A 26,088-nucleotide genomic window follows, 5' to 3' on the forward strand; every position below is an offset into this window, starting at 1 on the left:
TCCCATGGCCCTCAACCTGTCCCGCGCAGAACTGCAGCCCGGCCAGCGGCGCTGGTCCATCGGCGCCGTCGCCGCCGATGTCGGGCTCGTGCTCTGGTTCGTGTTCTCCCTGTTCCCGATCTTCTGGATGCTGATGCTGGCGTTGAAGAACGCCGAACAGCAGACCACCACGTACTTCTCGTTCAGTCCGACGTGGTCGAACTTCGCCACCGTGGTGTCCGACAAGGGCACCCAGATGACCAGCGTCGACTTCAAGGCCTCGCTGCTGACCAGCCTGCTCAACTGCGGCGGGGCGGTGATCGTGTCGCTGGTGATCGGCATTCCCGCCGCCTACGCAGCCGGCCGCTGGCAGTACAGGGGCAGCAACGACCTGATGTTCCAGATGCTGTCGTTCCGGTTCGCCCCGGAGCTGATGGTCATCGTGCCGCTGTTCGTGATCTACAACCAGATCGGCCTGTTCGACACCAAGGTCGGGATGATCTGGGTGCTGCAGTTGGTGACGATGCCGCTGGTGGTGTGGATCCTGCGGTCCTACTTCCAGGATCTGCCCGAGGATCTCGAGCAGGCGGCGCTGCTGGACGGCTACACGCGCCGCCGCGCCTTCCTGATGGTGGCGCTGCCGATCGTGCGTCCGGGCATCGCCGCGGCGGCGTTGCTGGCGTTCATCTTCGCCTGGAACAACTACGTCTTCCCGCTCATCCTTGCCGACAGCAACGCCGGCACGGTGACGGTCGCCATCACGAAGTTCCTCGGCGGCGGCGGGCAGGCGTACTACAACCTCACGGCCGCCGCGGCGCTGATCGCCGCGCTGCCACCACTCGTCCTCGCGCTGACCATTCAGCGATACCTGGTGCGGGGCCTGTCATTCGGGGCGGTGAAAGCCTGATGGCCACGGTAACGGTCACCAACATTCGCAAGACCTACGGCAAGAACGTCACGGCGGTCGACGGTGTCACGCTCGACATCGCCGACGGCGAGTTCTTCGTCATCCTCGGGCCCAGCGGGGCAGGCAAGACCACGACGCTGAAGTCGATCGCCGGTCTGGTCGACGTCGACTCCGGCGCGGTGTCGATCGGCGGGGTGGACATGACCGCGGTCGAGCCGTATCACCGCAACGTCGCGATGGCCTTCGAGAGCTACGCGCTGTATCCGCAGAAGACGGTGGCCGAGAACCTCGCCTCGCCGCTGAAATCCGGCCGGACGGGCAGGTATTCCGATGCCGATCGGGCCGAGCGGATCGATCAGGTCACCAGCACGCTGGGTATCAACCAGCTGAAGAACCGGCTGCCCAGGGAGCTCTCGAACGGCCAGCGCCAGCGGGTGGCCCTCGGTCGCGTGCTGGTCCGCCCCGCGGACGTCTACCTGCTCGACGAGCCGCTGAGCCACCTCGACGCGAAGCTGCGTGCGGCGATGCGTGCCGAACTCAAGCAACTCGGCGCGATGTCGAACACCACGACGATCTATGTCACGCACGACTACCAGGAGGCCCTGGCGCTTGGCGACCGTATCGCGGTGATGCGGGAAGGGCGGCTGATGCAGATCGGTACGCCGGAGGAGATCTGGCGCCGGCCCGCCGACACGTTCGTCGCGCGTGCCCTCGGCCAGCCGGAGATCAACCTGCTCGACGGCGTGGTCGACGAGGGTCGCATCCGCCTCGGCGACGGCTCGCTCGACGTCCCGGTACCCGCGGGCGTGCCGTGCCGGCGCGGCGACCGTGTACGGGTCGGGCTGCGGCCGTCCGACATTCACGTCACGTCCCGCGAAGGTTCCCTGCGGGGCCGGGTGCTCCTCGCGGAGCGGCTCGGCCGCAACATCGAGCTCACCGTGGACGTCGGCGGCGCACAGCTGATCGCGCTGACCTCGGGCCGGCACGGCGTCGGCGAGGGTGACACGGTCACCATGCGCATCGCCGAATCCGACGTCCACGTGTTCACCCCGGGTGAGGGAGACACCAGCCGGCTCAGTGACCAGACTCTGGAGGCAGTGCAGTGAGCGTCGCGACCGAGAAGACGGCACAGCAGACCGCGCAGAGCCTGACGCTGCGCGATCTGGTCAAGACCTATGCGTCCCGCGGCCGGGATGCGGTGACCGCGGTCAAGGGCATCAACCTCGACATCGAACCGGGGGAGCTGGTGGCGCTGCTCGGCCCGTCGGGCTGCGGCAAGACGACCACGCTGCGGATGATCGCCGGACTGGAGACGGTGACCAGCGGCTCCATCAAGATCGGCGATCGGGAGATCTCGCAGTTGCCCGCGGCCAAGCGCGGGATCGGGGTCGGATTCGAGAGTTACGCGCTGTATCCGCCGCTGTCGGTGCGCGACAACCTGCTCTACGGGCTGAAGGCGCGCAAGGTCAAGGGCGCCGAGAAGATGGTCGCCTCGATCAGCGACCGGCTGGAGATGAACGATCTGCTCGACCTGCGTCCTGCGGGGCTGTCCAGCGGCCAGAAGCAGCGGGTGGCGCTGGCCCGCGCGCTGGTGCGCAACCCGCCGGTGCTGCTGCTCGACGAGCCGCTGAGCCACCTCGACGCCTCGGCGCGCAACCGGGTGCGCCGCGAATTGAAGGTGCTGCAGCGCGAATTCGGCTACACGACGATCGTCGTCACCCATGATCAGGTGGAGGCCCTTTCGCTGGCCGACCGGCTCGCGGTCATGGACGGCGGGGTGGTGCAGCAGTTCGGCACACCCGACGAGGTGTTCGACGACCCGGCCAACCTCTTCGTCGCCGGGTTCGTCGGCGAACCGCAGATCAACGTCCTGCCCGGGGTGGCCCGGGTCGACAACGGCCGGGCCCGGGTCGAGATCGGCTCCGGCGCCGGGTTCCTCGAGACCACGGTGACGGGCGTGGCCGACGGCACGCACGTCACGGTCGGGATCCGGCCGCAGGACTGTGCGCTGAGCGCCCGGGGCGGCGACGGGATCGAGGCGACCGTCGCGTACTTCGAGCATCTTCTCGAGTTCGGCCTTGCGACCAGTACGGTCGCCGGCATCGAGGAGGGCATCGTGGTGCAGACGCCTGCCGAGCAGACCTACGAGCCGGAGCAGCAGGTGACGGTGACCGCCGCGGCGGAGCGGGTATACCTGTTCGACAAAGACTCCGGGGAGCGCCTTCGATGACCAAGCTGTACAACGATCCGGCCCGTTTCACCGAGGACATGCTCACGGGCTTCCTCGACGCGAACGCGCGCTACGTCGCCGGGGTGCCCGGCGGCGTCGTCCGCGCGCACCGGACCCGGCCCGGCAAGGTGGCCGTCGTCATCGGCGGCGGTTCGGGTCACTATCCCGCGTTCTGCGGGACGGTGGGCCCCGGCTTCGCCGACGGCGCCGTCGTCGGCAACATCTTCACCTCGCCGTCGGCCGAGGAGGCGGCATCGGTGGCCCGCGCCGCGCACGGGGACTCCGGTGTGCTGCTCACCACCGGTAACTACGCCGGCGACGTGATGAATTTCGGCCTGGCAGTGACGCAACTGCGCGGCGAGGGAATCGACGCGCATTACTTCGCCGTCACCGACGACATCGCCAGCGCCCCGCGCGGGGAAGAGGACAAAAGGCGCGGTATCGCAGGCGATTTCGCGGTCTTCAAGTGCGCCGGCGCGGCCGCCGAGGAGGGCCTCGACCTCGCGGGAGTGGTCCGGGTGGCCGAAGCGGCCAACGCGGCGACCCGCACGCTGGGCGTCGCGTTCGACGGCTGCACGATGCCGGGCGCCGACCACCCGCTGTTCACCGTGCCGGAGGGCAAGATGGGCGTGGGGCTGGGCATCCACGGCGAGCCCGGCGTCGCCGACGAGCCCATGCCCACCGCCGAGTCGCTCGCGCACACGCTCGTCGACGGCGTACTCGCCGATCGGCCCGATGCGGAGTCCACCCGTCTTGCGGTCATCCTGAACGGACTGGGCCGCACCAAGTACGAGGAACTGTTCGTGGTCTGGGGCACCGTGGCGCGGCTGCTGCGCGAGCGGGGTTACGAGATCATCGAGCCCGAGGTCGGGGAACTCGTCACCAGCCTCGACATGGCCGGCTGCTCGCTGACGGCGATGTGGCTCGACGAGGAACTGGAGCGCTACTGGACGGCGCCGGCGGACACGCCCGCCTACCGCAAGGGCGCCGCCGCGGACCCGGGTACCGCCGGCGAACGCCGCACCGCCGAGGAGCTGGAGGCGGGGTCGTCGTCCCCGGCGCTGGACGAACTCTCCGACGAGGAGGGACGCCGGGGCGCCCGGCTGGTCGCCCGTGCGCTGGACGCGATGGCCGACATGCTCGCCGATGCCGAGGACGAGCTGGGTCGGATCGACGCGGTCGCCGGCGACGGTGATCACGGTCGCGGCATGGTGAAGGGCTCGGTGGCGGCACGCGCGGCCGCCGAGCGTGCGCGCTCCGCCGGCGGCGGTCAGGGCTCGGTGCTCGCCGAGGCCGGCAAGGACTGGGCGGCCAAGGCCGGCGGTACCTCCGGTGTGCTGTGGGGTGCCCTGCTGGCGGCTCTCGGTGCCCGCGTCGGTGACATCGGCCGCCCGGACGGCCAGACCGTCGCGGCCGGAATGCGGGACGGCTACGACGCGTTGGTGTCTCTCGGCGGTGCAGCGCCGGGAGACAAGACGATGCTCGACGCGCTGCTTCCGTTCGTCGAGGACCTGCAACGCCGGGTAGCCGACGGCGCGTCGTGGCAAGACGCGTGGCGGGCAGCGGCCGAGGTCGCTGCTGAGGCCGCGGCGGCCACCGCCGAGATGCGACCGAAGGTGGGCCGGGCGCGCCCACTCGCCGAGCGCAGCGTCGGGACACCTGACGCAGGCGCCACGTCCCTGGCGATGTGCCTGCGCACGGTCGCCGCAACGTTCACGTCCGCCCCGACAACCGCGAAAGGGGAGTGACCCGCCATGGCAGGTCTGCGCATCGTCGTCGGCTCCGACGACGCCGGGTTCGAATACAAGGAGGCGCTCAAGAGCGACCTCCTCGGTGACGACCGGGTCGCCGACGTCACCGACGTCGGTGTCACCACCGACGAGAACACCGCCTATCCGCACGTCGCCGTCGCGGCGGCGCGCATGATCGCCGAGGGCAAGGCCGACCGCGCACTGCTGGTCTGCGGCACCGGACTGGGGGTGGCCATCAGCGCCAACAAGGTCCCGGGCATCCGCGCGGTCACCGCTCACGACAGCTTCTCCGTGGAACGCTCGGTGCTGTCCAACAACGCACAGGTGCTGTGCTTCGGGCAGCGGGTCGTCGGGCTCGAGTTGGCCCGCAGGCTCGCCCGCGAGTGGCTCGGCTACGAGTTCGACCCGCAGAGCGCGTCGGCAGGCAAGGTCGACGCCATCGGCTCCTACGAGTCGGCACCGGCGAACAGCTGAGGGTGGCGCCGGGCCGGCGGTAAGTTCGCCGGCATGACCGACGTCGTCGTCTCCGTCACCGACGGAGTCGCCCTGGTGACGCTGAACCGTCCGGACCGGCGCAACGCCTACACCGCACGGATGGGCGCGCTGCTCAACGAGGCCTATCGGCGCCGCGACGACGACGACGCGGTCCGCGCGATCGTGCTCACCGGCGCCGGTGACGCGTTCTGTGCCGGTGCCGACTTCTCCGACGGCGAGCCGTTCGGCGCGCCCGGCGACACCTTCACCGCGTCGCCGACGGATCCGGCGGCCTTCGAGCTGCGCACCCCGGTGATCGCCGCCGTCAACGGCCACGCGATCGGAATCGGGTTGACGATCGCGTTGCAGGCCGACATTCGGGTGGTCGCTACCGACGCGAAATACGCGGTGGCACAGGTGCGCCGCGGCGTGCTGCCGGACTGCATGGCGCACTGGACCCCCCCGCCTGGTGGGTGGCGCGGTGGCTGCCGACCTGCTGCTGACCGGCCGGACGTTCGACGGCCGGGAGGCGGTGGCGATGGGTGTCGCGGTGAAGGCGCTTCCCGCCGGCGACGTGCTCGCGGCCGCGATGGCGGTGGCGCGCGACATCGCCGTCAACGTCGCACCGATGTCGGCGGCGCTGAGCAAGCGGCTGCTCTGGGACACCATGACCGAGGGTTACAGTGCGCGCCAGGTGGCGTGGCTGGAGACCGAACTGCACAAGCGGGTGATGGGCGGCGCCGATGCCCGCGAAGGCGTGGCCGCGTTCCTCGAGCGGCGTGCGCCCCGCTGGAGCGCCTCGGTGTCACCGGAATGGAAACCGTTGCCGGACAAGGGTTTCCGATGAAGGCGAATATGGCTTGGCCGAGAGTGCTCTCGCTCGCTATCGTGGGCGGTGTGAACATCCGAGTCGAGGAGGTCGTCGGCGCTTGCGCCGACATCAGATGACCGCGCCCCGTCGCCGACCCTCTGGGCCGGCGGCGCCGTCATGTCCTCGCTCGCCCGGAGCGCACCGTGGTGCGTTCCCTGTTCAGGATGGCTTCACTCCGATGCACCCCTACACCCGTACCGAGATTCTCGGCGCCTTCCGCGGCGCCACCCGCAGCGAGGTCAAGAAGGTCACGTTCGCAGCGGACTTCGATGATGTCGAGTTCAGCAGATTGGAGTACTACGGCTGGGTCGACCCCAAGATCCCGCGCCGGGGCTACCTTGTGGTCGACCGGCCCGACGGACCGGTGGCGCTGTTGCTCAACCGCGCTGCCCTCACACCGCGGGGACGAACCATGTGCACGTGGTGCAACGACGTGAACCTCGCCGACGAGGCGGTGCTGTACACGGTCCGCCGTGGTGGTGCGGCAGGCCGCAAGGGGGACACGATCGGCACGCTGATCTGTGCGAGTTTCAGATGCTCCCGCAACGTCCGGCAGCTGCCGCCTGCGTATCACCGGGACACCGATCTGGAACAAATACGCCTACAGCAGATCGACGAGTTGCGGCGCAAGGTGCACGCTTTGGTCGACAAGGTGCTCAGTACCGAGAGCTGAGGGGGGCGGGCGCTATTTGAGCATGCTGCCCGCGTCCACGGTGACCGGCAGCCCGGTGATGTAGCGGGCTTCGTCGGAGGCGAGGAACAGCACCGCGTTGCTGATGTCGACGGGCTCTACCCACCCGACGGGCAGCACGTGCATGAACTGCGCGGCGACCTTCAGGTCCTCGGGACCGGGGTTCTCCAGGTCGGGCCGGAACAGCTTCATCGTCCCGTCGTTCATGAACATCGGTGTGTTGACATTGGTGGGGCACACCGCGTTGACGCGGATGAAGTGCTGGCCGAGTTCGACGGCGAAGGTGCGCATCAGGCCGATGACACCGTGCTTGGCGGCGATGTAGTGACCGGTGTGCGGGTAGGCCTTGAGGCCGCCGACCGAGCTGGTGAGAATGATGGAGCCGCCCTGACCGCCGGAGATCATATGAGGCACAGCGGCTTTCACCGACTTCCAGACCCCGGCCAGGTTGACGTCGATCATGTCGGTCCAGTCCGCCTCGCTGGTCTTGTCCAGCGTCTGGCCGCCGTTGCCGATGCCGGCGTTGGCCACCACGATGTCGAGCCGGCCCAGCTGTTCGACGCCGCTGTCTACGGCCGCGGCCAGCGCATCGTAATCGCGGACGTCGACCTCGGCGGTGACGATCCGCCGGTTGCGTCCCTTGACCAGATCGGCGGTCTGGGCCAGGTCGTCGGGGGTGGCCGGCGCGATCTGACTGTCCTCGCTGACCGGGCCGCACACGTCGACGGCGATGATGTCGGCGCCCTCCTCGGCCAGCCGGACCGCATGGCTGCGCCCCTGCCCCCGCGCCGCCCCGGTGATGAAGGCGACCTTGCCCTCGACCCGACCAGCCATGTGACACCCCGATTTCCCGATGCGACGGGCACCGATGCAGAAGTTTGTCGATCGATCAGGAACAGTGGCAGGAGGTGGTGTGTCTGTCAAGAGGCCGGTGTCGACGACGCCCCGGCCAGCCGGTCGAGGTAGCGCTCGACCAGGGCCCGCATCTGCTCGTGGCCGGCGCTGACCCCGACCGCCTCCTCGTTGCAGATGCTGCGGGCGATCTGGGCGATCAGCATCGAAATCGCCACGGGCGGATACTCGTTGAGATCGATCCCGCGGGTGCGCAGCGCCACGGTCACCGCGGCGGTCTCGATGTCCCGCACCCGTTCGGCGTAGGCCTTGAGTTCGGCGCGAATTGCCTTGCGGTGGTTGGCCAGCGCCATGAACTCGGTGTTCAGCGCGCTGAGCCGGGTGTCGCTGTTGATGATCCACAGCGAGCGAAGGGGATCGTCTTCGGTGAGTGCGGCGCGCATGCGCTCCAGCGAGACCTCGGCGCCCGTCCGCAGCACCTCGACGAAAAGGTCGTCCATGGTGGGGAAGTAGTAGTAGACCAGTGCCTGCTTGACGCCGGCTTCGGTGGCGATCCGTCGCGATGTCGCGGCCGCATAGCCGTCGTCGCGCATGATCTTCGCGGTCGCTTCGATCAACCGGAGGCGCGCGCTGCCGTCGGCAGAGGCCTGTGGCTGCGTGCTTGACCGGCGCGCTGGCCGCGTGGTAGGCATGGCGCATCCTAACAGTTTGATCGATCGATCAGAACGATGGGAAAGGCCGGCCCACCCAATGAGCGATCTCGCGGAGCGCGACTACTTCTCCGACGCCGCCGTGGCGCAGGACCCCTATGACTACTGGGATCAGCTGCGCAGCCGGGGGCCGGTGGTCCGCGAGCCGCACTACGGCGTCGTCGCGGTGACCGGTTATGCCGAAGTGCAGGCGGCCTTCAAGGATGTCGCGAGCTTCTCGGCCGTCAACGCGATCGGCGGCCCGTTCCCTCCGCTGCCGTTCACTCCGGCCGGGGACGACATCAGCGAGCAGATCGAGGCGCACCGCCATGAGTTCCCGATCTTCGAGCACATGGTGGTGATGGATCCACCCGAGCACGGCAAGGCGCGCTCTCTGCTCGGCCGGCTCCTGACCCCGCGGCGACTGAAGGAGAACGAGGACTACATCTGGCAGTTGGCCGACAGGCAACTCGACGAGTTCATGGTCAACGGCCGCTGCGAGTTCCTCGCCGAGTACGCCAAACCGTTCGCCACGCTGGCCATCGCCGATCTGCTCGGGGTGCCCGAACACGACCGCCCCGAAATCAGGCGCAACCTCGGGGCGGGCAACGCGCCGGGGTCCCGTGTTGGCGCGCTGGATCACGAGCCGGTCGGCAGCAATCCACTGCAGTACCTCGACGATCTGTTCAGCGGCTACATCGCCGAACGCCGCAGCCGGCCCCGCGAGGATGTCCTGAGCGGTCTGGCCGAGGCCACCTATCCCGACGGGTCGACGCCCGCCCTGCTCGAAGTGGTGCGGCCCGCCACCTTCCTGTTCGCCGCGGGCCAGGAGACGGTGACCAAGCTGCTCAGTGCCGCGGTGCAGGTGCTGGGCGACCGGCCGGATCTGCAGGCCCTGCTGCGCTCGGACCGCGACCTCATCGCGCCGTTCCTGGAAGAGACGCTGCGAATGGAAAGCCCCACCAAGGTCGATTTCCGGCTCGCCCGGCGGACCACCTCGCTGGGCGGGGTGCACATTCCGGCCGGCACCGTCGTGATGCTGTGTCTCGGCGCGGCAAACCGTGACCCCCGCAAGTTCGAGCAGCCCCACGAATTCCACCTCGACCGGAAGAACGTCCGCGAGCACATCGCGTTCGGCCGGGGGATCCACACATGTGCCGGTGCACCGTTGGCGCGCGTCGAGGGGCGCGTCACCGTGCAGCGGCTGCTCGACCGCACCACCGAGCTCGGCATCGACGCGACCGAGCACGGCGAGCCGGGGCGTCGCCACTACGCCTACGAATCCACGTTCCTGCTGCGCGGCCTGACGAAGCTCCACGTCGAATTCACGCCGGTGCCCGCGGCCACCTGAGGGTCGGGGCGATCGTTCGTGATCGCCGAACGGTATGTCCGCCGAAATCACGTGGACCGCAACAGTCGATGTCCCGTTGAATGCAGGGGTGACATCGGATCAGGCACGCACCGGCGCACTCATGGCGGTCGGGTCGATGGTGTGCGTGCAGCTCGGGCTGGCCATCGCGGTCACGCTGATCGACGACATCGGCGTCGAGGGAGTGGCGTGGCTGCGGCTGGCGTGGGCCGGCGTCCTGTTGCTCCTGCTGGTCCGGCCGCGACGATCCGCCTTCACCCGCCGGTCCTTTCTGATGTGCGTGCTGCTCGGCGTCGTCACCGCAGCCATCACATTGCTGTTCATGGCCGCGCTGAGCCGCATCCCGCTCGGCACGGCCAGCGCCCTGGAGTTCCTCGGGCCGCTGGCGGTCGCCGTCGCCCGGGGCCACGGCCGCGGCCGTTGGCTCTGGCCCGGCCTGGCGGGCGTCGGTGTGCTCCTGCTGACCCAGCCGTGGAGCGGCACGGTCGATCTCGTCGGCGTGGGCTACGCGCTCAGCGCGGCGGCGTGCTGGGGCGGCTACATCCTGCTGACCCAGAAGGTGGGGGACCAGGTCGCCGGCATCGCCGGACTCGCCGTCTCCATGCCGGTCGCCGGACTCGTCGCCACCGCGGTCGTCGGCCCGGCCGTCGTCGACCGGATCACCCCGCAGATCCTGCTCATCGGCATCGGCCTGGCGATCCTGCTTCCGGTGGTGCCGTTCGCGCTGGAACTGCTGGCGCTCCGCCGTCTGACCGCCGCCGCCTTCGGCACCCTGATGAGTCTCGAGCCGGCGCTGGCGATGCTTCTGGGGCTGCTGATCCTGCACCAGGTGCCCGGACCGCTCGGGGTGTTCGGCATCGCGTTCGTGGTGGCCGCCGGGGTCGGAGCGGCGCGCACCGGCGCCCGTGCCGAACCCATCCCGCTGGAGGTGGGCTGAGCCGATCGGCGGCACTAACCTGACACCCATGGGCAGAGGAATCTTCGGCTCACCGGTGGTGGACTTCGTCAACGCCGGTGCGGCGCGTCTCATCCACGCCCCGGTGGTCGGTCCGGTGGTGCGGCGCAGCATGGTGGTGATCCGCTACACGGGCAGGCGCTCGCACCAGACGTTCCAGACGCCGGTGAACTACCAGCGTTCCGGTAACGACGTGGTGATCCGTGTGATGGCGCCGGATCAGAAGACGTGGTGGCGCAACTTCACCGGCGCCGGTGGACCGCTGACCCTGATCGACTTCGGCGGTTCGGACCGCACCGGCCACGCGGTGGCCGAGCGCGACGACCGTGGCCGCGTGACGGTGCGGGTCGGCCTCGACGCCGAGTGAGTCTCAGACCTCGATCCGCTTGCGCCGGTAGAGGGTTCCGACCGCAAGCAGAGCCAGGCTGATCAGCAGGATCGCGGTCGCCAGCACATTGATCTGCGGTGGCACCGCGGCCTTGACCGCCGCGTTCACGTACAGCGGATAGGTGACGGTCGATCCGCTGACGAAGTAGGTGATGATGAAGTCGTCCAGCGACAACGCGAATGACAGCATCGCCGCGGCGATGATCCCCGGCACGATCAGCGGCAACGTCACCTTGAAGAAGGTGCGGGCCGGGCCCGCGCCCAGGTCCAGCGAGGCGTCCTCGAGCGTCCAGTCGAACCCGCGCACCCGGGCGCGGACGGTCATCGCGATGAAGCTGACCTCGAAAGCGATGTGCGACAGCAGGATCGTCGTGTAGCCGGCCGCCCAGCCGATGTCGAGGAACAGCGTCAGCAGCGCGGCGCCCATCACCACCTCGGGTGCGGTCAGGGGCAGCACCAGGAACGTGTCTACCGCGCTCTGACCGCGCCAGCGCTGACGCACGAGTGCGATCGCGACCAGCGTGCCGAGCACCAGCGCCACGGCCGTCGACACCGCCGCCACGTTGAGGCTGAGCTTGAGAGCCTCGGTCAGCGGCGGGTACTTGAACGGATGCGCCCAGTTGTTCAGCGTGAAGCCCTGCCAGCTGTAGTTGAACTTGCCGGCCGGCTTGTTGAACGAGAACAGGATGATCACGAAGATCGGCAGGAACAGGTACAGCAGCACCAGTCCGGCGACGACGCGCAGCAGCACGTCGCCCCAATTGCGGCGCGCCTTCACCTTTTTCGGCCCCGGTGGCCGCTGCGCGGCGGTCGCGATCGCGGCACCGGCCTGGGTGGTCATACCAGGTCCTCCGTCCCCAGCGCCCTGGTGTAGAGCAGCACCCCGACCAGGATCAGCAGCATCAGGCCCAGACTCAGCGCCGCAGCAGCCGGATAGTCCTTCACGACGAGGAACTGCTTCTGGATGACGTTGCCGATCATGGTGGTCTGCGTGCTGCCGAGGTAGTCGGCGTTGATGAAGTCGCCGACCGCCGGGATGAACACCAGCATGCTGCCCGCCAGCACGCCGGGCATGGACAGCGGCAGGATCACCTTGCGGAAGCTGCGCCCCGCCGTGGAGTACAGGTCCTTGGAGGCTTCCAGCAGCCGCGGGTCGATCTTCTCGAGGCTCACGTACAACGGCAGGATCATGAAGATGATCCAGTTGTAGGTCAGGCCGCCGATCACCGCCCAACTGGTCGACAGCAGCCGACCCTCACTGGGAAGCAGGCCGACCGCGTTCAGCGCACTGACCACCCAGCCCTCGTCGGCGAGGATCGTCTTCCACGCGATCGTGCGGATCAGGAACGTCACGAAGAACGGCAGGATCACCAGCCCGAGGATCAGGTTCTTGTACCTGCCTGCCTTGAACGCGATCACGTAGGCCAGTGGGAACGCCAACAGCAGGCACAGGATCGTGGCGGCGAAGGCGTAGCCGAACGACCGGAAGATCTGGTCCTGGTAGAGCACGAAGGCGTCGGTGAAATTACCGAAGTCCCAGTTGAACTCCAGCGTGGGCATGAACACCGACCCGCCGGTCGACGACAGCGATGTCCGTGCCAGGGAGAAGAAGGGCACCACGAAGAACACCGCGAGGTACGCGAGCGCGGGCAGCACCATGAGGTACGGAGCGATCTTGCTCCGCTGCCGGCTGCTACTGGCTACACCTGCCATCGGTCAGCCACCGGTGACGGCGGCGTACGCGGTGTTGTACTCCTGCGTCTGCTCGTCGGTCAGCGCTGCCCAGCCCTTGGAGTTGGCCAGCGTTTCCTTGGACGGATTGATCAACGGGTTCTTCGCCGCCGCGGGATCGACCTTCTCCAACTCCTCGGTCATGTCCGAGAGCACCGGCACGTACTGCACGAACGCCACCAGCTTCGCGTAGTTCGCGCGGTCGTAGACGTAGTTGATCCACGCCTCGGCGGCCTTCTGGTTCTGTGTGGTGTAGGGGATCACCATGGTGTCGACGAAGGTCGTCGCACCCGAATCCGGAACGACGAACTGGAGATCGGGGTTGTCGGCCTGCAACTGCACCACATCACCCGAATACGCCTGCGCCACAGCGATGTTGCCGGCTGCCAGGTCGTCGGCGTAGTCGTTGCCGGTGAAGCGGCGGATCTGGCCCTTGTCGTTCTGCTCGCGAACCAGGTCGATGGCCTTCTGCACGCTCTCGGTGGTGGGGTTCTCCGGCGAGTTGCCCTGCGAGAGCATGATCATGCCCAGGCCGTCCTGCGCATCGGAGAACAGGCTGACCCGGCCCTTGAACGCCGGATCCCACAGATCATTGATGCTCTTGATGTCGCGGCCGGTGGCCGCCCGGTTGTAGGCCAGGCCGACGAGACCGGACATGTAGGGCGCGGTGAACTTGCGGCCGGGATCGACGCTGGCCTCGAGCAGGTCGGGGCGGATGTTCTTCTTGTTCGGCACACCCTCGTCGCTGATGTCGTTGAGCCAGCCCAGCTGATGCAGCCGCACCGCCATGAACGACGTGGGCACCGCCAGATCGGCGCCGATGTCCTGCTTACGCGACAGCGGCTCCTTGACCTTGGCGAACCACTGCTCGTTGTCGTTGAGGTCTTCCTTGTAGTCGACGGTGATGCCCGAGGCCGTCTGGAACGCGGCGACGAACCCGTCGGCCATGTACAGCGGCCAGTTCGAGATACGCAGCGTGCCGCTCGCGGGACCGCTGTCCTGGCTGCTCGAGCTCGCGGTGTTGCTGTCGGATCCGCCGCAGGCGGCCAGGACGGACGAACCGAGGCCGAGGGCCGCGGCCGCGGCGGCGCTTCCGCCGAGGAAGCGGCGGCGCGAGGTGCGGCTGGCGGTCAGGCGGGCCAGCAGGTGGGGATCGATCTCACGGGACATGGCGAGGCGTGCCTTTCGTCGGCTCCAAAGAGGGGGATGGGGTCGCGCGGGCGTCGGCCCGAGGGGACGATCTAGGAGTCGTCGAGCATCTCCTCGAGATCCTCGGTGGTCGGGATGTCGGCGCCGGGCAGGACCAGCGAGGCGTCGGGTGCCCAGCCGACATAGACCTCATCGCCGGGCCGCAGCATCGGAAGATCCTGCTCCGGTCCGACGTGTGCGATCACCGTGGACTCGTCGGGAGCGGCCAGCGAGACCCGGAGCACCGGGCCCTGGAAGGTCAGGTCCTTCACGGTGGCCCGCACCGCGGCGACATCGCCAGTGGGGGCGTCCATCGACACCCGCACCCGCTCGGGCCGCACCATCAGGGTGGCGTGTCCGCCGGATTCGATCGTGGTCTCCCCGGGGCGCGCCTTGAGGGTGGAACCCAGCACGTCGACCTCGACGTAGTCGCGGTTGACGCGACCGGTCTGCCGGCCTGCCCACAGGTTGGCCTGCCCGATGAAGCTGGCGACGAACACGGTCGCCGGACGGTCGTAGATCTCGGTCGGGCTGCCGATCTGGTCGACGTTGCCGGCGTTCATGACCGCGATGCGGTCACTCATCGTCAGCGCTTCCTCCTGATCGTGGGTCACGTAGATGAACGTGATCCCGACCTCGCGCTGGATGCGCTTGAGCTCGAACTGCATGGCGTGGCGCAGTTTGAGGTCCAGCGCGCCGAGCGGTTCGTCGAGCAGCAGCGCGCTCGGGTAGTTCACCAGCGCACGGGCCAGCGCGACGCGCTGCTGCTGTCCACCGGACAGCTGCGACGGCTTGCGCTCGGCGAAGTCGGTGAGCCGCACGATCTCGAGCAGCTCGTCGACGCGCTTGCGCACCTCACCCTTGTCTTTTTTGGCGCTGCGCGGGCCGTACGCCACGTTGTCCCACACGGTCATGTGCGGGAACAGCGCGTAGTGCTGGAACACCGTGTTGACGTTGCGCTTGTTGGGCGGGGTCTTCGACACGTCGCGGCCTTCGAGGCGGATCGCGCCCTCGGTCGGGGTTTCGAAACCCGCGATCATCCGCAGCGTGGTCGTCTTGCCGCACCCCGACGGGCCCAGCATCGAGAAGAACTCGCCCTGGGCGATGGTGAAGTCGGCGTCGGCGACGGCGACATAGTCCCCGAAGCTTTTCGTGACGTGGTCGATCTCGATGACGGGGCCGCCCTTTGCTTTGGCGGTCTCGTGTCCCTGCGACCCGGAAGCCTGGTCTGCAGCGGTGGTGTGTGTGCCGGTCAGCGCGGATCCTCCTCGAACATCAGCCGTCGTGGCCGTGGGTAAACCTTCGCGGATCGCGCGGTCCTGCGCAAGCGATTCCGCAACGAATTTACATTTTGACAATGGAATCCTTCGCCGGAAGGGCGATTGAGGGCGAGAATCCGCGAGATTTCGCTCCCTCGGACGCGGCTCACCCTCGCCTGGCCGGAGCCCGGTCGGCTGGTGTGTTTCGCATTCTGTACAAGTCTGCAGCCGATCTGTGGGCTTCGTCGTCGTTTACCGATGCGAGTCGGCGGGGTAGTGAAAGGCCATGGCGGCAGTCGACGTGTCAGTGACCTCCAAACTGAGCCCCGAGCGCGCATGGTCGCTGGCTTCGGACCTGGGCCGGTTCGGCGAATGGTTGACGATCTTCGGCGGCTGGAAGAGCCCGGTGCCCGACGAGATCGAAGTCGACACGCACGTGTCGTCGTTGATCAAGGTCAAGGGATTCCGCAACGTGATCCACTGGCGGGTGACCCGCTACGACGAACCCAAGGAGATCGAACTGCTGGGCAACGGGCGCGGCGGGGTGTGCATCGCGCTGACGCTGCAGGTCGAGCCCGACGGTCGCGCGCACGCGCAGGGCTCCTCGTTCCGGGTTGTCGCCGAACTGTCGGGTGGACTGCTGAGCACGCCGGTGGGCAACGTGGTGGCCCGGGTCATCAGGGGCGATGTCCGCCGCTCGGTGTGCAACCTCGCCGAACTCCACTGATCTGCGTTAACCCCACTCGTGGTTCATCGCGCGCGATTCGTAGCGCGCCTCGGCGGATTCCGCGGCCACGTCGCGGCGCGGCCGGGACAGCGCGATCAGCACCATCGCGAGGAGCGCCGTCACCGCACCGGCGAGGAAGATCGTGACGAAGCTGCTCTCCATCGGCACGCCGGCCGCGGTCGTGCGGCCCAGCAGCACGGCCACCACGGCCGCCGCGGTGGAGCTGCCGACGGTCCTGGCGATGGCGTTCATGCCGGTGGCCACCCCGGTCTCGCCGGCGTCACTGTCACCGACGACCAGCGCGGGCAGCGCGCCGTACCCCAGGCTGATGTAGGCGTTGGCCAGCACGCTGGCGGTGATCACCTGCCACGGCGCGGAATGGACGAAGGCCGCCAGCGTGAACCCGATTATCCCGGCGAGCGCGGCGACCACCAGGACGGGCCGGGCGCCGAACCGATCGATGAAGCGGCCACTGACGAGCGCGATGACGAAGCCGGTGAGGGCGCCGGGCAGCAGGTACACCACCGATGCCTGCAGCACCGTCGCGCCGAAGCCGTACCCGTCGGGGTCGGCGGGATCGCGCGGCATCTGCACGAATTGGGTCAGGCCGAGGAACGCGAAGTACAGGCCCATGCCGACGAACACCGTCGCGATGTTGGTGAGCAGCATCGAGCGGCGCGCCAGCATGGCGGTGGATACCAGCGGCTGGGCGGCGCGCCGCTCCCACACCCACCAGCCGACCAGGATCAGTACGCCGCCGCCGAGGCAGGCCAGCGTCCTGGGGGAGGCCCAGCCCCACGAGTGCCCCTGGGTGATGGACAGGAGTAGGGCGGACAAGCCCGCGGCCAGGCCCAGCGCGCCGAGCCAGTCGATCGATCCGTCGGCAGAGCGGGGCCGGTTCGGGACGACGGCCATCACGATCGCGATGACCAGCACGGTGAATCCGGTGGTCAGCCAGAACACCCGGTGGTACCCGGCGTCGCCGCTCATCAGCAGGCCGACCACCACCAGACCGGTGCCGCCCCCGAAGCCCAACGTCCCGGAGAGCACCGCCATCGCCGAGCTCATCCGGTCCTCGGGCAACTCCTCGCGCAGGATCGCGATGCTGATCGGGTAGAGCGCGAACGACGCCGCCTGCAGCACCCGCGCGACGATCAGCAGGGGCAGCGACGCCGTCGTCGCCGCCAACAGCGACCCGGCCAGCACCACGGCGAGCACCGTCAGAAGGACACGCTTCTTGCGGTGCAGGTCGGCCAGCCGGCCGATCAACGGGGTGGCCGCCGCGGCCGCCAGGAGGTTGGCGGTGACCGCCCAGCTGACCGCCACCGTCGATGCGCCGAGCTGGTCGGCGATCACGCCGAGCACCGGCACCACCGCGGTCTGCAGGACCGCGACGGTCAGCACCACCACACTGAGACCGACGACGAGCAGGCGGGGCTGCTTCACTGCCACGCCCGCTCCGATCGTTAGCCCGTCTTGATGATTCCGTTCGATTATGGCGTCTCGACGAGCAGCGCCGACAGCCGGCCGAGGGGCAGCCGCGGGGAGCGGTGGCCGTCACGGCCGGTCATGTCCTCGTTGACGACCAGCGCGTTGAGAACGGCCTCCTCGACGCTCTGCACGACCGCGGCGTACAGCGGGTCCATCCGGCCCCACGGCAGGAAAGTGATGGAGCCGATCTCGTCCTCGCCGACCGGTCCGAGCGGGAACGCGCTCGCCAGCGCCGGGACGTCGGCGGTGGAGAAGGCCAGGAAGATGTCGCCGGAGAAGTGACTGCCGGTGGTGCCGGTGCGGGCGAGGCCCAGCGGGACGCGGCGCGCCAGCGCCTTGCACTGCCCGGGAAGCAGCGGTGCGTCGGTGGCCACGACAGCGATCACCGAGCCCGCCCCCGGCGGCGCACCGGCGAGGTCCCGGGCGAACCAGTCACCGTCGAGAGGGTTGTCGTCGAGCAGGCGAGTGCCCACCCGCCGCCCCGCGACGGTCAATTCGGCACGCGACCCGAAGTTCGCCTGCACGAACGCGGCGACCGTGAAGGTCCGTGACCCGTAGGGGACTCGACGCGACGCGGTGCCGTTGCCGCCCTTGAAGTCATAACAGTTCATCCCGGTGCCGCCACCGACGGAACCCTCGGCGACGGGCCCGCCGGTCGCCGCGTCGAGCGCGGCCTCGACGTGGTCGGGGCGGACGTGATCGCCGTTGATGTCGTTGAGGTAGCCGTCCCAGGTCTCGGCGCACACCGGCAGCAGCCATTGCCGGGCCAGCCGGGGGGCGACGGTGTTCACCCAGCGGACGACGCCGGTGTGGCACGCGCCGACGGCGTGGGTGTTGGACAGCACCACGGGCAGGTTGAAGGAGCCGACCTCGTCGATCCAAGTGGTTCCGGTCATCTCGCCGTTGCCGTTGAGCGAGTACCAGCCCGCGGCGCACGGCGCCCCGACACCCGCGCGGCCGCGGGGCAGGATCGCGGTCACCCCGGTGCGGACCGGACCCTGCCCGACGACGAGGGGACCGTCGCCGTCGATCAGCGTCGTCACCCCGACCTCGACCCCGGCGACGTCGGTCAGCGCATTGAGCGGTCCGGGGGTGCCCTCGAGTTCGATGCCGAGTCCGCGCGCTCGGGGCCGGCCGTCGGGGGTGTGCGTCGAATGCTCGATGTCGGTCACACCAGGATCATCGCGAACCGGGGTGGTCCGGTCGAGTCGGCGGCCGCCCAACCGGTACCCGCCCGGGGCGCGGCGTAGCAGACTGAACGGGTCCGGCGGCCCTGATCCGTCGGCAGAAGGGATCACTGATGCGCCTGCTGACTCTCGCCAAGACTGCCGGGGCGGCGTTCACCGCTGCCGCACTCGGCGGCTTGGCGACCGCGCCCGCTGTTCAGTCGGCCTGGTATCGACGGCTCGACAAGCCGGGCTTCCAACCTCCCAAGCAGGCCTTCCCGATAGCGTGGAACATCCTCTACACCGACATCGCCGTCGTGTCCGCGTCGACGATCGACACCCTCAACGACCGCGGCGAGACCGCTGCGGCACAGGCCTACACCCGGGCGCTGGCCGTCAACCTGGCGCTCAACGCCGGCTGGAGCTGGATCTTCTTCAACCGTCGCCGGTTGGGCCCCGCGGCAGTGGTGGCCGGGGCTCTGTCGGTCAGTAGCGCCGACCTCGCGCGGCGCGCCGCGGCGGTGAATCCCGCTGCGGGAGCGGCACTGTCCGCCTACCCGCTGTGGTGCACCTTCGCGACCGTGCTGTCGACCCGCATCTGGCAGCTCAACCGTTGAGCGGCGGTGCAGACGCCGCGCACTTCACCGTCGTCGACGGCGGCTTCAAGCCAACACGATTCGCGCAGAGCCACTGGGGCGAGGACCACCTCAACGGCCCGGCGATCGTCGGGCTGGTCGCACGGCAGCTGCAGATCAGCTGCGGTGCAACGGAGTTCCACCCGGCCAGGTTGACCGTCGACCTGTTCCGGGCGGCGCGCAGCCTGCACACCACGCTCGAGGTCACGGTGATCCGTGACGGCAGGCGAGTGCACAGCGCGGAATGTGCTGTGGTGCAGGAGGGCCGGGCGGTGGCACGGGCGACGCTGGTGCAGTACCGCCGCTCCGCGCCACCACCGGGCCGGTTGTGGCGGTCGGACAGCAGTTTTCCCGAGCCGCCCGCGCCGGACGGCTCGGTGCTGCCGTTCGTCGGCAGCGATGCCGTCGGCTGGACCCGATCGCCCGCCGGGCACCAGAACGAGTCCCGCAAGCGGTTCTTCAACGACGGGATCCGCGTCGTGGCCGACGAACCCAACTCGCCGTTCGTCCGGGCGGCGATGGTGGCCGAGGCGACGAGTCTGGTCACCAACCTCGGCACCGCGGGCGTCGGCTACATCAACGGAGATCTCACAGTCGCGCTGTCCCGCCTTCCGGTCGACGAGTGGGTCGGCATCCAGGCCGACTCCCATCACGCCGCCGGCGGCATCGCGGTCGGCACCGCGACGCTGTTCGACCGCCTGGGCCCCTTCGGATCCGGTATCACCACCGCGATCGCCAATCCCGCGGTTCAGATCGACTTCTCGACCCGGGAGTTTCTGACCGACGACATCAATTACGAGTAGGACCTCAACCGACAGATCGACCGGCCGGTCAGTCTGCCCGCATCGATGGATTCGAGAATCTCGCCGCTGCGTACGGCGATGTTGGACAGCAGCGACGAGGTCAACCCGTGGGTGTGTTCGGTGTTGCCCTGGATGTAGAGCGAGCCCGAGGTCGGCGGGTTGGGTGACGAGGCGCGGCAACCGGAGTGAGGGTTGCCGGTGCGTGGGCGGTCACCGTCTACAGGCCGATCCGTTCGCACGCGTCGTCGAACTCCTCGAAGGCCGATTTGTCGCCCTTGCCGTCAGCCAGCGCCCGCTCGTAGACGGCGAGCGCGTCATCGCCCACCTCGGCGAACTTGGCGTCCCAGTACTTGGAGTCGCGTCGCCAGTAGCCGGTGACGTCGTACTGGTCGATGGTCCAGCCCATGCCGCGCAGATGTTTGCGGACCGCGCGTGACTCGGCCGCCTCGCCGGCGAACCAGCAGTAACCGCGGCCTGCGGGCAGTCGGTGCTCCCGCACCGCCTCGGCCAGTGCGCTCGGTGTCGGACCGTTCCCGCTGCCGACGCGGGGGATGACGGTGACGCCGGGGTGTCGGGGCAGATAGTCGAGTTCCTCGGTGGTGGGGATCTCGACGATCAGGGTGGCAGGCGGACGGGCGGGGAGTTCCTCGACGATTCGGGCCGCGGCCGGAAGCCCGGACAAGTCGCTGACGAGTAGCTGCCACTGCGTGTCGGGCGGGGGGCGGTACCAGGAGCGCGCGTGGTCGAGGATCACGCGCTGTCCCGGTGTCGCCGACGACGCCCAGGTGGCGCCGGGGCCTTGCGAGTGGAGCACGACGTCGAGGGCGATCAGTGCGCCGTCGTGGCGGCGCACCGAGTAGTTGCGGCCCTCACCCTCGGGATGGTCCTCGGGCGCGAAGTACACGCCTACGGCGGAGTCACCGGCCGCCCGGATGCCGAGCTCTGCGGGTTCGTCGACCTCCAGCACGATCCGGCGCAGTCGCGCGCTGAGCTGACGGGTCTTCACGACGGAGGCATGCGAGTACGGCACCTAAGTGAGGCTAACCTATGTTGGTTGGTCCGTGACACCGTCTCCGGCCAACCCCGCGGGCGGGGGCCGGCCAGTAGACTGCCGTCGGGCGCGCAGGAACGCCCGACGTCCGCTCGAAGAGGCTCAGCCTCCCTGCTCGAACACTGACGGCTGCCGACCTCTTCTCGGCCCGACATCGCGGACGCCGGGCGTGTGAGAGGAGGCCGTCATGGCCAGTTCGTTGCCCGACAATCCCTCGTTGCCCCGTCTGCGCGACGACGCCCGATCACTGCAGCGCCTGGTGCGCGCCGGTGACGCAGACGCGGTCGGGTCCGTCCGACGGCACCACCCTCGTCCCGAGCGCGCGTTGGACGGATTCGCCCTCCACGACGCCCAGCTGACCGTCGCACGCCGCTACGGATTCACCGGCTGGCCCGCCCTCGTGCGCTTTCTCGGCACCGCGGCGACGCTCAGCATCGACCCCAGCCGGGTCGACGAGGGCGCGCTGGGCGTCGCCGACCGGTTCTGCGCGTTGGCGGTGCTGCACTACACCGACGTCGACGCGCCGCCCCGGTGGGCCGCGGCTGACGAGATGTGCGAAGCTGCTCCAGATCTCACGAGTGCGCACGTCTGGGCGGCGGCCGCGGCGGCCGATGCCAGGGCGCTGCGCCGCATCGTGCGCGACGATCACGCTGCGGCCTCGTCGGCCGGTGGACCGTTGCGGTGGACGCCGCTGATGTACCTCTGTTACTCGCGGGCCACCGCGTCGTGTGCAGACACCCTCGATGCCGCGGCGCTTCTGCTCGACGCCGGCGCCGATCCGAACGCCGGTTACCTCTGGCGTGGCATGGCGCCGCCGTTCACCGCCCTCACCGGAGTGTTCGGGGAGGGGGAGCAGGGGCCTCGTCGCCAGCCCCGCCACCCGTTCTGCACCGAACTCGCCACGCTGCTGCTCGACCGCGGCGCTCACCCGGCCGATCACCAGACGCTCTACAACCGGATGTTCCGGCCCGACGATTCCCACCTGGAGCTGTTGTTCGCCCACGGCCTGGCGGACGCGGGACCGGGCCCCTGGGAGCGCCGCCTGGCCGATGCGATCGAGACACGTGAGCAGATGTGGCGGCGACAGGTGCAATGGGCTGCAGAGCATGGCTTTTCCGATCGGCTCGAGCTGCTGGCCCGGCACGGAATCGACGTCGGCGGCGTGACGGTCGCCGCGCCGGTCTTCCCGGCCGACCCGAACGATCGTGACGAGAACGGCGCCACCGCACTGCACCACGCCGCCTGGGACGGGGACCTCGAGATGATCGGCAGGCTTCTCGCCGCGGGAGCCGATCCGGGGGCGGTCGATCACCGATTCGGAACGACGCCGCAGCAGTGGGCCGAGCACGCCTACCAGAGCGAGGCCGCGGCCCTGCTCAGGGCGCACTCGCGTCGGTGAGCCGCTGCCACTGCCGCGCGGCGATCAACTCTGGCACCAGCACCTCGGTCAGCAGCGCGATGTCGTCGTCGGTGTCGCCCGGGTAGCGCAGCACGCGGTCCGCCCCCGGCACGTTCCCGCCCACGCCGACGACGGTGCTGCCCCGCGCGGTCGTCCACTCGGCCAGCTGGGGCTCCCACACCGAACCGGAGAAGACCAGCAGGCGGTAATCCGTCGTCTTGGTCAGGTACACGTCGACATGGCTCCAGTCACCGGTCTCGCAGGCTGCTGCGGGACGCCGCGGCCCCTCCCGCAGCATCAGCGCGCCCTGCTGCGCCGAGCACAGCCGATGCGCCGGGGCCGCCAGGTAGGTGCCGGAAGGGCCGAGAAGCAGCGCCGAAAGCTCAGGAAGCCAATCGGATTCCTGCTCGAGGAGATGAGCGCTCGCGGCGGCGGCGCCATCGACGGACGCCGCGACCGCCGACGTGTCGACGCCGACGAGGTGGCTTTCCAGTGCCAGCAGCAGCGCCAGCGTGTGCTGGTAGCTCCGACACGCCACGCCGCCGGCCTCGACCCCCGCCTCCAGGGTGACCACCGCGTCGCACCGCTCGGTCAGCGCAGAGCCCGCGGTGTTCGTCAGCGCGACGGTGGTGGCACCCGCGGGTAGCCGCGTCAGCGCGTCGAGGGTCTCGGCAGACCCGCCGCTGGCTGAGGTGGCCACCACCAGCGTCCCAGGCCCCCACGCAGGCAGCAGTGACGACGAGGCGAGTTCGGCGGTCGCCACCACACCGCGGGACCGCAATCGCGCGGCGGCCACCGCGCTCGCGTACGCCGAGGATCCCATGCCGAGAAGGACCACGCGGGCGGTGTCGGCGGGGACCACGTCGGCCCACGGATTGCGTTCCGAGAGCACGAGTGCCAGCCGCGCGAGCGTATCGGGTTTCTGCGTCAGGTCGGCGGCGAACGCGTCGGGCTTCACGGTGTTCTCTCCTCGTCGAGCAGGACGGGCAGGGCGGCATCGGGCACATACATCCATCGGGGGAGATGCTCTGCGGCATAGATCATCTCGCGCAGCACCTGGACGAGGCGCAGCGCGCGCAGCGGACGCGGATCGACGAGGGCGGCGTGGCCCAGCATGCGCAGACGGGTGGCATAGGTGTCGAGGAACGCCCGGCGGGCAGTGCTCTCGGCGGCGTTCAGCTCGGACGGGTCGAGATCGGTGTAGCGGCGGGCGACGATCGCGACGTGTGACAGCGACTGCGCCATGCCCGCGACGTCGACGACCGGGGGGATCGGCTTGACCCGCTCGGCGGCCGTCAGCACGGGGTTGCCGTCGAAATCGGTCACCGAGAACCGGTCGCCGCTGCGCAGCACCTGACCGACGTGCAGGTCGCCGTGTCCGTCGAGCACCGTCGCGCCGGCCAGTGCGAGCAGGATCCCGAACTCGGAGGCGACCTCCGCGCGGCGGGCGCGCAGGACCGCGCCGCCCGCAGAGTCCCCAGTCGCACAGGCTGTTTCGAGGGTGTCGAGCGCCGCGCGGTGCCATCGGCGGGCGTCGGTTTCGGTCGCGATCGACGCCGTGGCGGCCAGCGCGGCATGCAGGTCGGCGATGAGGGTCCCGAGCGCCTGCGCCGTCGGGGTGATCGCGTCGGGGTCGCCGTCGAGGGCGGCCGAGGTCATCGCCTCGACCGCCCATGTCCAGCCGTCGACGGCACCCGGCAGGTACTCGTCCACGTACGCCACCACCGTCTCGTTCCCCCCGGCCGGCTGCCAGGTGACCAGGCCCCAAGGGGCGGGCATCCCGGTGAAACCGGCCTCCCGCAGGACGGTGATACGTCGCGGCGCCGGGTGGGGACCGTTCTGGAGGTGGGTGGCCCACTTGACGACGGCGGTGTCGCCGACGATCACCGATTCGTTGGTCTGGTCGACGCCCATGGGCCTCTCGGTTCTCGCGGGCCGCGACGTCCAGGACCGCACGGTGAATCGTCCGATCGTGCGCGAACCCGGCTGTGCGGCAAGCATGTCGAGCAGCGCCTCGGCGGTGCCGTCGCCGGGCAGAGCGCGCCGCCATTCGTCGCGATACACCATGGGCGTCGCGGCCAGGCCCGCGGCGACCGCCACGACGGCCAGCCGGTGCCCGCCCGGCAGGTCGAGCCAGTCCAGCGGGTCAGCCACCCGACGACCGCTGAGCACGGCCGGCCCGTTCGATGACGTCGGCGCCGACCCGCAGTCCGTCGCGGCGGCGGATTGCCGCACCCAGGTCCGCCATGCGCTCGCGCAGCGCGGTGTCGGCGAGCAGACGATCCACCGTGCCGGTCAGCTCGTCGTCGGTGAACCGGTAGGGGTCCAGCCGGATTCCGTACCCGAGTTCGTCGACGCGCTGGGCGTTCTCGTACTGATCCCAGAACAGCGGCAACACGATCAGCGGCTTGCCGAAGTGCAGCGTCTCGGTGACGGTGTTGTTGCCGCCATGCGAGATCACCAGGTCCACCTGCGGGATGACCTTGGTCTGCGGGAGCATCTGCTCGCCGACCATGTTGTCGGCCAAAGCGATTCGGTCGGCCTGCGGCCCCTTGCTGACGATGTAGCGGTGTCCGGTGGCGCCCAGCACGTCGACCAGCCGCTGCATCAGTTCGACGTCGGCGCCGCCCAGGGAACCCAGCGACAGGTAGATCAGCGCACTGCCGGCAGGCCGGTCGGCCACGGCTGCGGGCAGCGGGTAGGCGTCGTCGGTCTCACGGACGCTGGAATCCATTCGAGTCCACGTGGAATCGAGCGGACGCCGATCCACATAGTCGGCCTCGGCCGGATACACGTAGAGGCCGGCGGCATTGTCGCGCGGCATGAATTCCAGGTCGGGAAGCGGTGCGGCGCCCTGGGCCTGCACCCAGGAGTCGAAGTCGGCCCACATCGCGCGGTGGGTGCGGTCGAACTCCGCCCGGTAGGCATCCCATTCGGCGCGGTCGGCGCTGGGCAACCCCGAGAACGGCGGCGGCACATCGGGTCCCGGGATCTCCAGCGGACTGCACGACACGATGCGCACGAAGGGCACGCCGGCGGTCACCAGCGCGGGGAACAGCACGACGTTGTCCTCGACGATGACGTCGGGCCGGTGCTCGGCGATGATCTCGCGCAGCCGCGGCTCGCAGTAGCGGGCGCCGTCGATGAGCGCCTGATAGGTCGGCTGGATGAACGTCGAGAGCTGCTCGATCGTCGGCCTGCGGAACTCCGGCGCGGTTTCGGCGATGAACTGCGTCCAGAAGGCGCCGGCGTCCTCGTCGGCGGCGCCGCCGGCCGGCGCGGCCAGATCGACGAGTTCCTCGACGAAGCCGAACGGCGCGATCCGGCCCGCCCAGGAACTCTCGGCGGCGAAGACGATCCGGTGGCCGCGGTCGCGCAGAATCGACGCCAGTCCGATGCACTGATTCGTCGGCCCGTAGGCCGACTCCGGCCAGAACATGATCGTCAACGGTGTCTGCGCGGTCACGGGAGAAACCTACCTCG

General features: G+C 69.3%; 26 protein-coding genes and 1 pseudogene. 14 read left to right on the top strand and 13 right to left on the bottom strand.

Features of this window, described 5'->3' with window-relative positions; translation table 11 throughout:
* Nucleotides 1-4: 4 nt before the first annotated feature.
* The 7 genes and pseudogenes from G6N45_RS16555 (at nt 5) to G6N45_RS16585 (ending at nt 6,885) form a co-directional block, all read left to right on the top strand.
* Nucleotides 5-886: a carbohydrate ABC transporter permease gene (locus G6N45_RS16555; protein ID WP_048470936.1), complete on the top strand. Its 882-nt coding sequence runs from the start codon at nt 5-7 to the stop codon at nt 884-886.
* A complete protein-coding gene (locus G6N45_RS16560; RefSeq protein WP_163723243.1) occupies nt 886-1,992 on the top strand; it encodes an ABC transporter ATP-binding protein in 1,107 nt (368 codons plus the stop codon). The genes G6N45_RS16555 and G6N45_RS16560 overlap by 1 nt, the downstream gene beginning before the upstream one ends.
* Complete coding sequence (locus G6N45_RS16565) at nt 1,989-3,116, top strand: ABC transporter ATP-binding protein (RefSeq protein WP_163723244.1); 1,128 nt, start codon at nt 1,989-1,991, stop codon at nt 3,114-3,116. The genes G6N45_RS16560 and G6N45_RS16565 overlap by 4 nt, the downstream gene beginning before the upstream one ends.
* Nucleotides 3,113-4,864, top strand: a complete 1,752-nt coding sequence (gene derK / locus G6N45_RS16570; protein WP_163723245.1) for a D-erythrulose 4-kinase — start codon at nt 3,113-3,115, stop codon at nt 4,862-4,864. Before G6N45_RS16565 ends, derK begins: the two co-directional genes overlap by 4 nt.
* A 6-nt stretch (nt 4,865-4,870) precedes the next feature.
* On the top strand, nt 4,871-5,341 hold the full coding sequence (locus G6N45_RS16575; protein WP_163723246.1) for a ribose-5-phosphate isomerase: 471 nt from the start codon (nt 4,871-4,873) through the stop codon (nt 5,339-5,341).
* Nucleotides 5,342-5,374: 33 nt separating this feature from the next.
* Nucleotides 5,375-6,188 (top strand): annotated as a pseudogene (locus G6N45_RS16580) (enoyl-CoA hydratase/isomerase family protein).
* Between the two features lie 202 nt (nt 6,189-6,390).
* Nucleotides 6,391-6,885: an FBP domain-containing protein gene (locus G6N45_RS16585; protein ID WP_163723247.1), complete on the top strand. Its 495-nt coding sequence runs from the start codon at nt 6,391-6,393 to the stop codon at nt 6,883-6,885.
* Nucleotides 6,886-6,897: 12 nt separating this feature from the next.
* Here the strand turns inward: G6N45_RS16585 and G6N45_RS16590 are convergent, their stop codons facing one another.
* Both G6N45_RS16590 and G6N45_RS16595 read right to left on the bottom strand, forming a co-directional pair.
* Nucleotides 6,898-7,737: a mycofactocin-coupled SDR family oxidoreductase gene (locus tag G6N45_RS16590; RefSeq protein ID WP_163723248.1), complete on the bottom strand. Its 840-nt coding sequence runs from the start codon at nt 7,735-7,737 to the stop codon at nt 6,898-6,900.
* An 86-nt stretch (nt 7,738-7,823) separates the two neighbouring features.
* Entirely contained in the window at nt 7,824-8,447 is a 624-nt protein-coding gene (locus G6N45_RS16595; RefSeq protein WP_163723249.1) for a TetR/AcrR family transcriptional regulator, read from the bottom strand.
* A gap of 58 nt (nt 8,448-8,505) precedes the next feature.
* Here G6N45_RS16595 and G6N45_RS16600 point away from each other — a divergent pair, with 58 nt between their 5' ends.
* From G6N45_RS16600 to G6N45_RS16610, 3 genes are all read left to right on the top strand, one after another.
* Nucleotides 8,506-9,795: a cytochrome P450 gene (locus tag G6N45_RS16600; protein ID WP_163723250.1), complete on the top strand. Its 1,290-nt coding sequence runs from the start codon at nt 8,506-8,508 to the stop codon at nt 9,793-9,795.
* Nucleotides 9,796-9,883: 88 nt separating this feature from the next.
* Nucleotides 9,884-10,750: an EamA family transporter gene (locus tag G6N45_RS16605; RefSeq protein ID WP_082597732.1), complete on the top strand. Its 867-nt coding sequence runs from the start codon at nt 9,884-9,886 to the stop codon at nt 10,748-10,750.
* Between the two features lie 28 nt (nt 10,751-10,778).
* Nucleotides 10,779-11,135: a hypothetical protein gene (locus G6N45_RS16610; protein WP_163723251.1), complete on the top strand. Its 357-nt coding sequence runs from the start codon at nt 10,779-10,781 to the stop codon at nt 11,133-11,135.
* A 3-nt stretch (nt 11,136-11,138) separates the two neighbouring features.
* Here G6N45_RS16610 and G6N45_RS16615 read toward each other — a convergent pair whose 3' ends face one another.
* The 4 genes from G6N45_RS16615 to G6N45_RS16630 form a co-directional block, all read right to left on the bottom strand.
* Nucleotides 11,139-11,996 (bottom strand): ABC transporter permease, encoded by an 858-nt coding sequence (locus G6N45_RS16615; RefSeq protein ID WP_163723252.1) that lies wholly within the window; start codon nt 11,994-11,996, stop codon nt 11,139-11,141.
* Entirely contained in the window at nt 11,993-12,868 is an 876-nt protein-coding gene (locus tag G6N45_RS16620) for an ABC transporter permease (protein ID WP_163723253.1), read from the bottom strand. Before G6N45_RS16620 ends, G6N45_RS16615 begins: the two co-directional genes overlap by 4 nt.
* 3 nt (nt 12,869-12,871) lie before the next feature.
* Nucleotides 12,872-14,056 carry a polyamine ABC transporter substrate-binding protein gene (locus G6N45_RS16625; protein ID WP_163723254.1) on the bottom strand — a complete coding sequence of 395 codons (1,185 nt, stop codon included), beginning with the start codon at nt 14,054-14,056 and terminating at the stop codon, nt 12,872-12,874.
* Nucleotides 14,057-14,127: 71 nt separating this feature from the next.
* Nucleotides 14,128-15,246: an ABC transporter ATP-binding protein gene (locus G6N45_RS16630; RefSeq protein ID WP_163728573.1), complete on the bottom strand. Its 1,119-nt coding sequence runs from the start codon at nt 15,244-15,246 to the stop codon at nt 14,128-14,130.
* Between the two features lie 373 nt (nt 15,247-15,619).
* Between G6N45_RS16630 and G6N45_RS16635 the strand changes: the two genes are divergently transcribed.
* On the top strand, nt 15,620-16,060 hold the full coding sequence (locus G6N45_RS16635) for a type II toxin-antitoxin system Rv0910 family toxin (protein ID WP_163723255.1): 441 nt from the start codon (nt 15,620-15,622) through the stop codon (nt 16,058-16,060).
* A 6-nt stretch (nt 16,061-16,066) separates the two neighbouring features.
* On the opposite strand, the gene G6N45_RS16640 is transcribed toward G6N45_RS16635, so the two are convergent.
* Entirely contained in the window at nt 16,067-17,512 is a 1,446-nt protein-coding gene (locus G6N45_RS16640; RefSeq protein WP_163723256.1) for an MFS transporter, read from the bottom strand.
* A 41-nt stretch (nt 17,513-17,553) separates the two neighbouring features.
* Nucleotides 17,554-18,723: a DmpA family aminopeptidase gene (locus G6N45_RS16645; RefSeq protein ID WP_163723257.1), complete on the bottom strand. Its 1,170-nt coding sequence runs from the start codon at nt 18,721-18,723 to the stop codon at nt 17,554-17,556.
* A gap of 128 nt (nt 18,724-18,851) precedes the next feature.
* Here G6N45_RS16645 and G6N45_RS16650 point away from each other — a divergent pair, with 128 nt between their 5' ends.
* Nucleotides 18,852-19,334, top strand: coding sequence for a TspO/MBR family protein (locus G6N45_RS16650; protein WP_163723258.1), 483 nt, complete (start codon nt 18,852-18,854; stop codon nt 19,332-19,334).
* Nucleotides 19,331-20,155, top strand: coding sequence for an acyl-CoA thioesterase domain-containing protein (locus tag G6N45_RS16655; protein WP_163723259.1), 825 nt, complete (start codon nt 19,331-19,333; stop codon nt 20,153-20,155). The genes G6N45_RS16650 and G6N45_RS16655 overlap by 4 nt, the downstream gene beginning before the upstream one ends.
* Here the strand turns inward: G6N45_RS16655 and G6N45_RS16660 are convergent.
* Both G6N45_RS16660 and G6N45_RS16665 read right to left on the bottom strand, forming a co-directional pair.
* Nucleotides 20,146-20,394, bottom strand: coding sequence for a hypothetical protein (locus tag G6N45_RS16660; RefSeq protein ID WP_163719587.1), 249 nt, complete (start codon nt 20,392-20,394; stop codon nt 20,146-20,148). The genes G6N45_RS16655 and G6N45_RS16660 overlap by 10 nt on opposite strands.
* Complete coding sequence (locus tag G6N45_RS16665; protein ID WP_163723260.1) at nt 20,373-21,185, bottom strand: siderophore-interacting protein; 813 nt, start codon at nt 21,183-21,185, stop codon at nt 20,373-20,375. Before G6N45_RS16665 ends, G6N45_RS16660 begins: the two co-directional genes overlap by 22 nt.
* A gap of 208 nt (nt 21,186-21,393) precedes the next feature.
* Here G6N45_RS16665 and G6N45_RS16670 point away from each other — a divergent pair, with 208 nt between their 5' ends.
* Nucleotides 21,394-22,605, top strand: coding sequence for an ankyrin repeat domain-containing protein (locus G6N45_RS16670; RefSeq protein WP_163723261.1), 1,212 nt, complete (start codon nt 21,394-21,396; stop codon nt 22,603-22,605).
* Here G6N45_RS16670 and G6N45_RS16675 read toward each other — a convergent pair.
* The 3 genes from G6N45_RS16675 to G6N45_RS16685 are packed head-to-tail and all read right to left on the bottom strand — an operon-like array spanning nt 22,583 to nt 26,071.
* Nucleotides 22,583-23,563 (bottom strand): SIS domain-containing protein, encoded by a 981-nt coding sequence (locus tag G6N45_RS16675; RefSeq protein ID WP_163723262.1) that lies wholly within the window; start codon nt 23,561-23,563, stop codon nt 22,583-22,585. The genes G6N45_RS16670 and G6N45_RS16675 overlap by 23 nt on opposite strands.
* Entirely contained in the window at nt 23,560-24,759 is a 1,200-nt protein-coding gene (locus tag G6N45_RS16680) for a glucosamine kinase (RefSeq protein ID WP_179965190.1), read from the bottom strand. Before G6N45_RS16680 ends, G6N45_RS16675 begins: the two co-directional genes overlap by 4 nt.
* Nucleotides 24,752-26,071 carry a glycosyltransferase gene (locus tag G6N45_RS16685; protein ID WP_246228705.1) on the bottom strand — a complete coding sequence of 440 codons (1,320 nt, stop codon included), beginning with the start codon at nt 26,069-26,071 and terminating at the stop codon, nt 24,752-24,754. The genes G6N45_RS16680 and G6N45_RS16685 overlap by 8 nt, the downstream gene beginning before the upstream one ends.
* Nucleotides 26,072-26,088: the final 17 nt, after the last annotated feature.

Source organism: Mycolicibacterium psychrotolerans, from assembly GCF_010729305.1.
GTDB lineage: Bacteria > Actinomycetota > Actinomycetes > Mycobacteriales > Mycobacteriaceae > Mycobacterium > Mycobacterium psychrotolerans.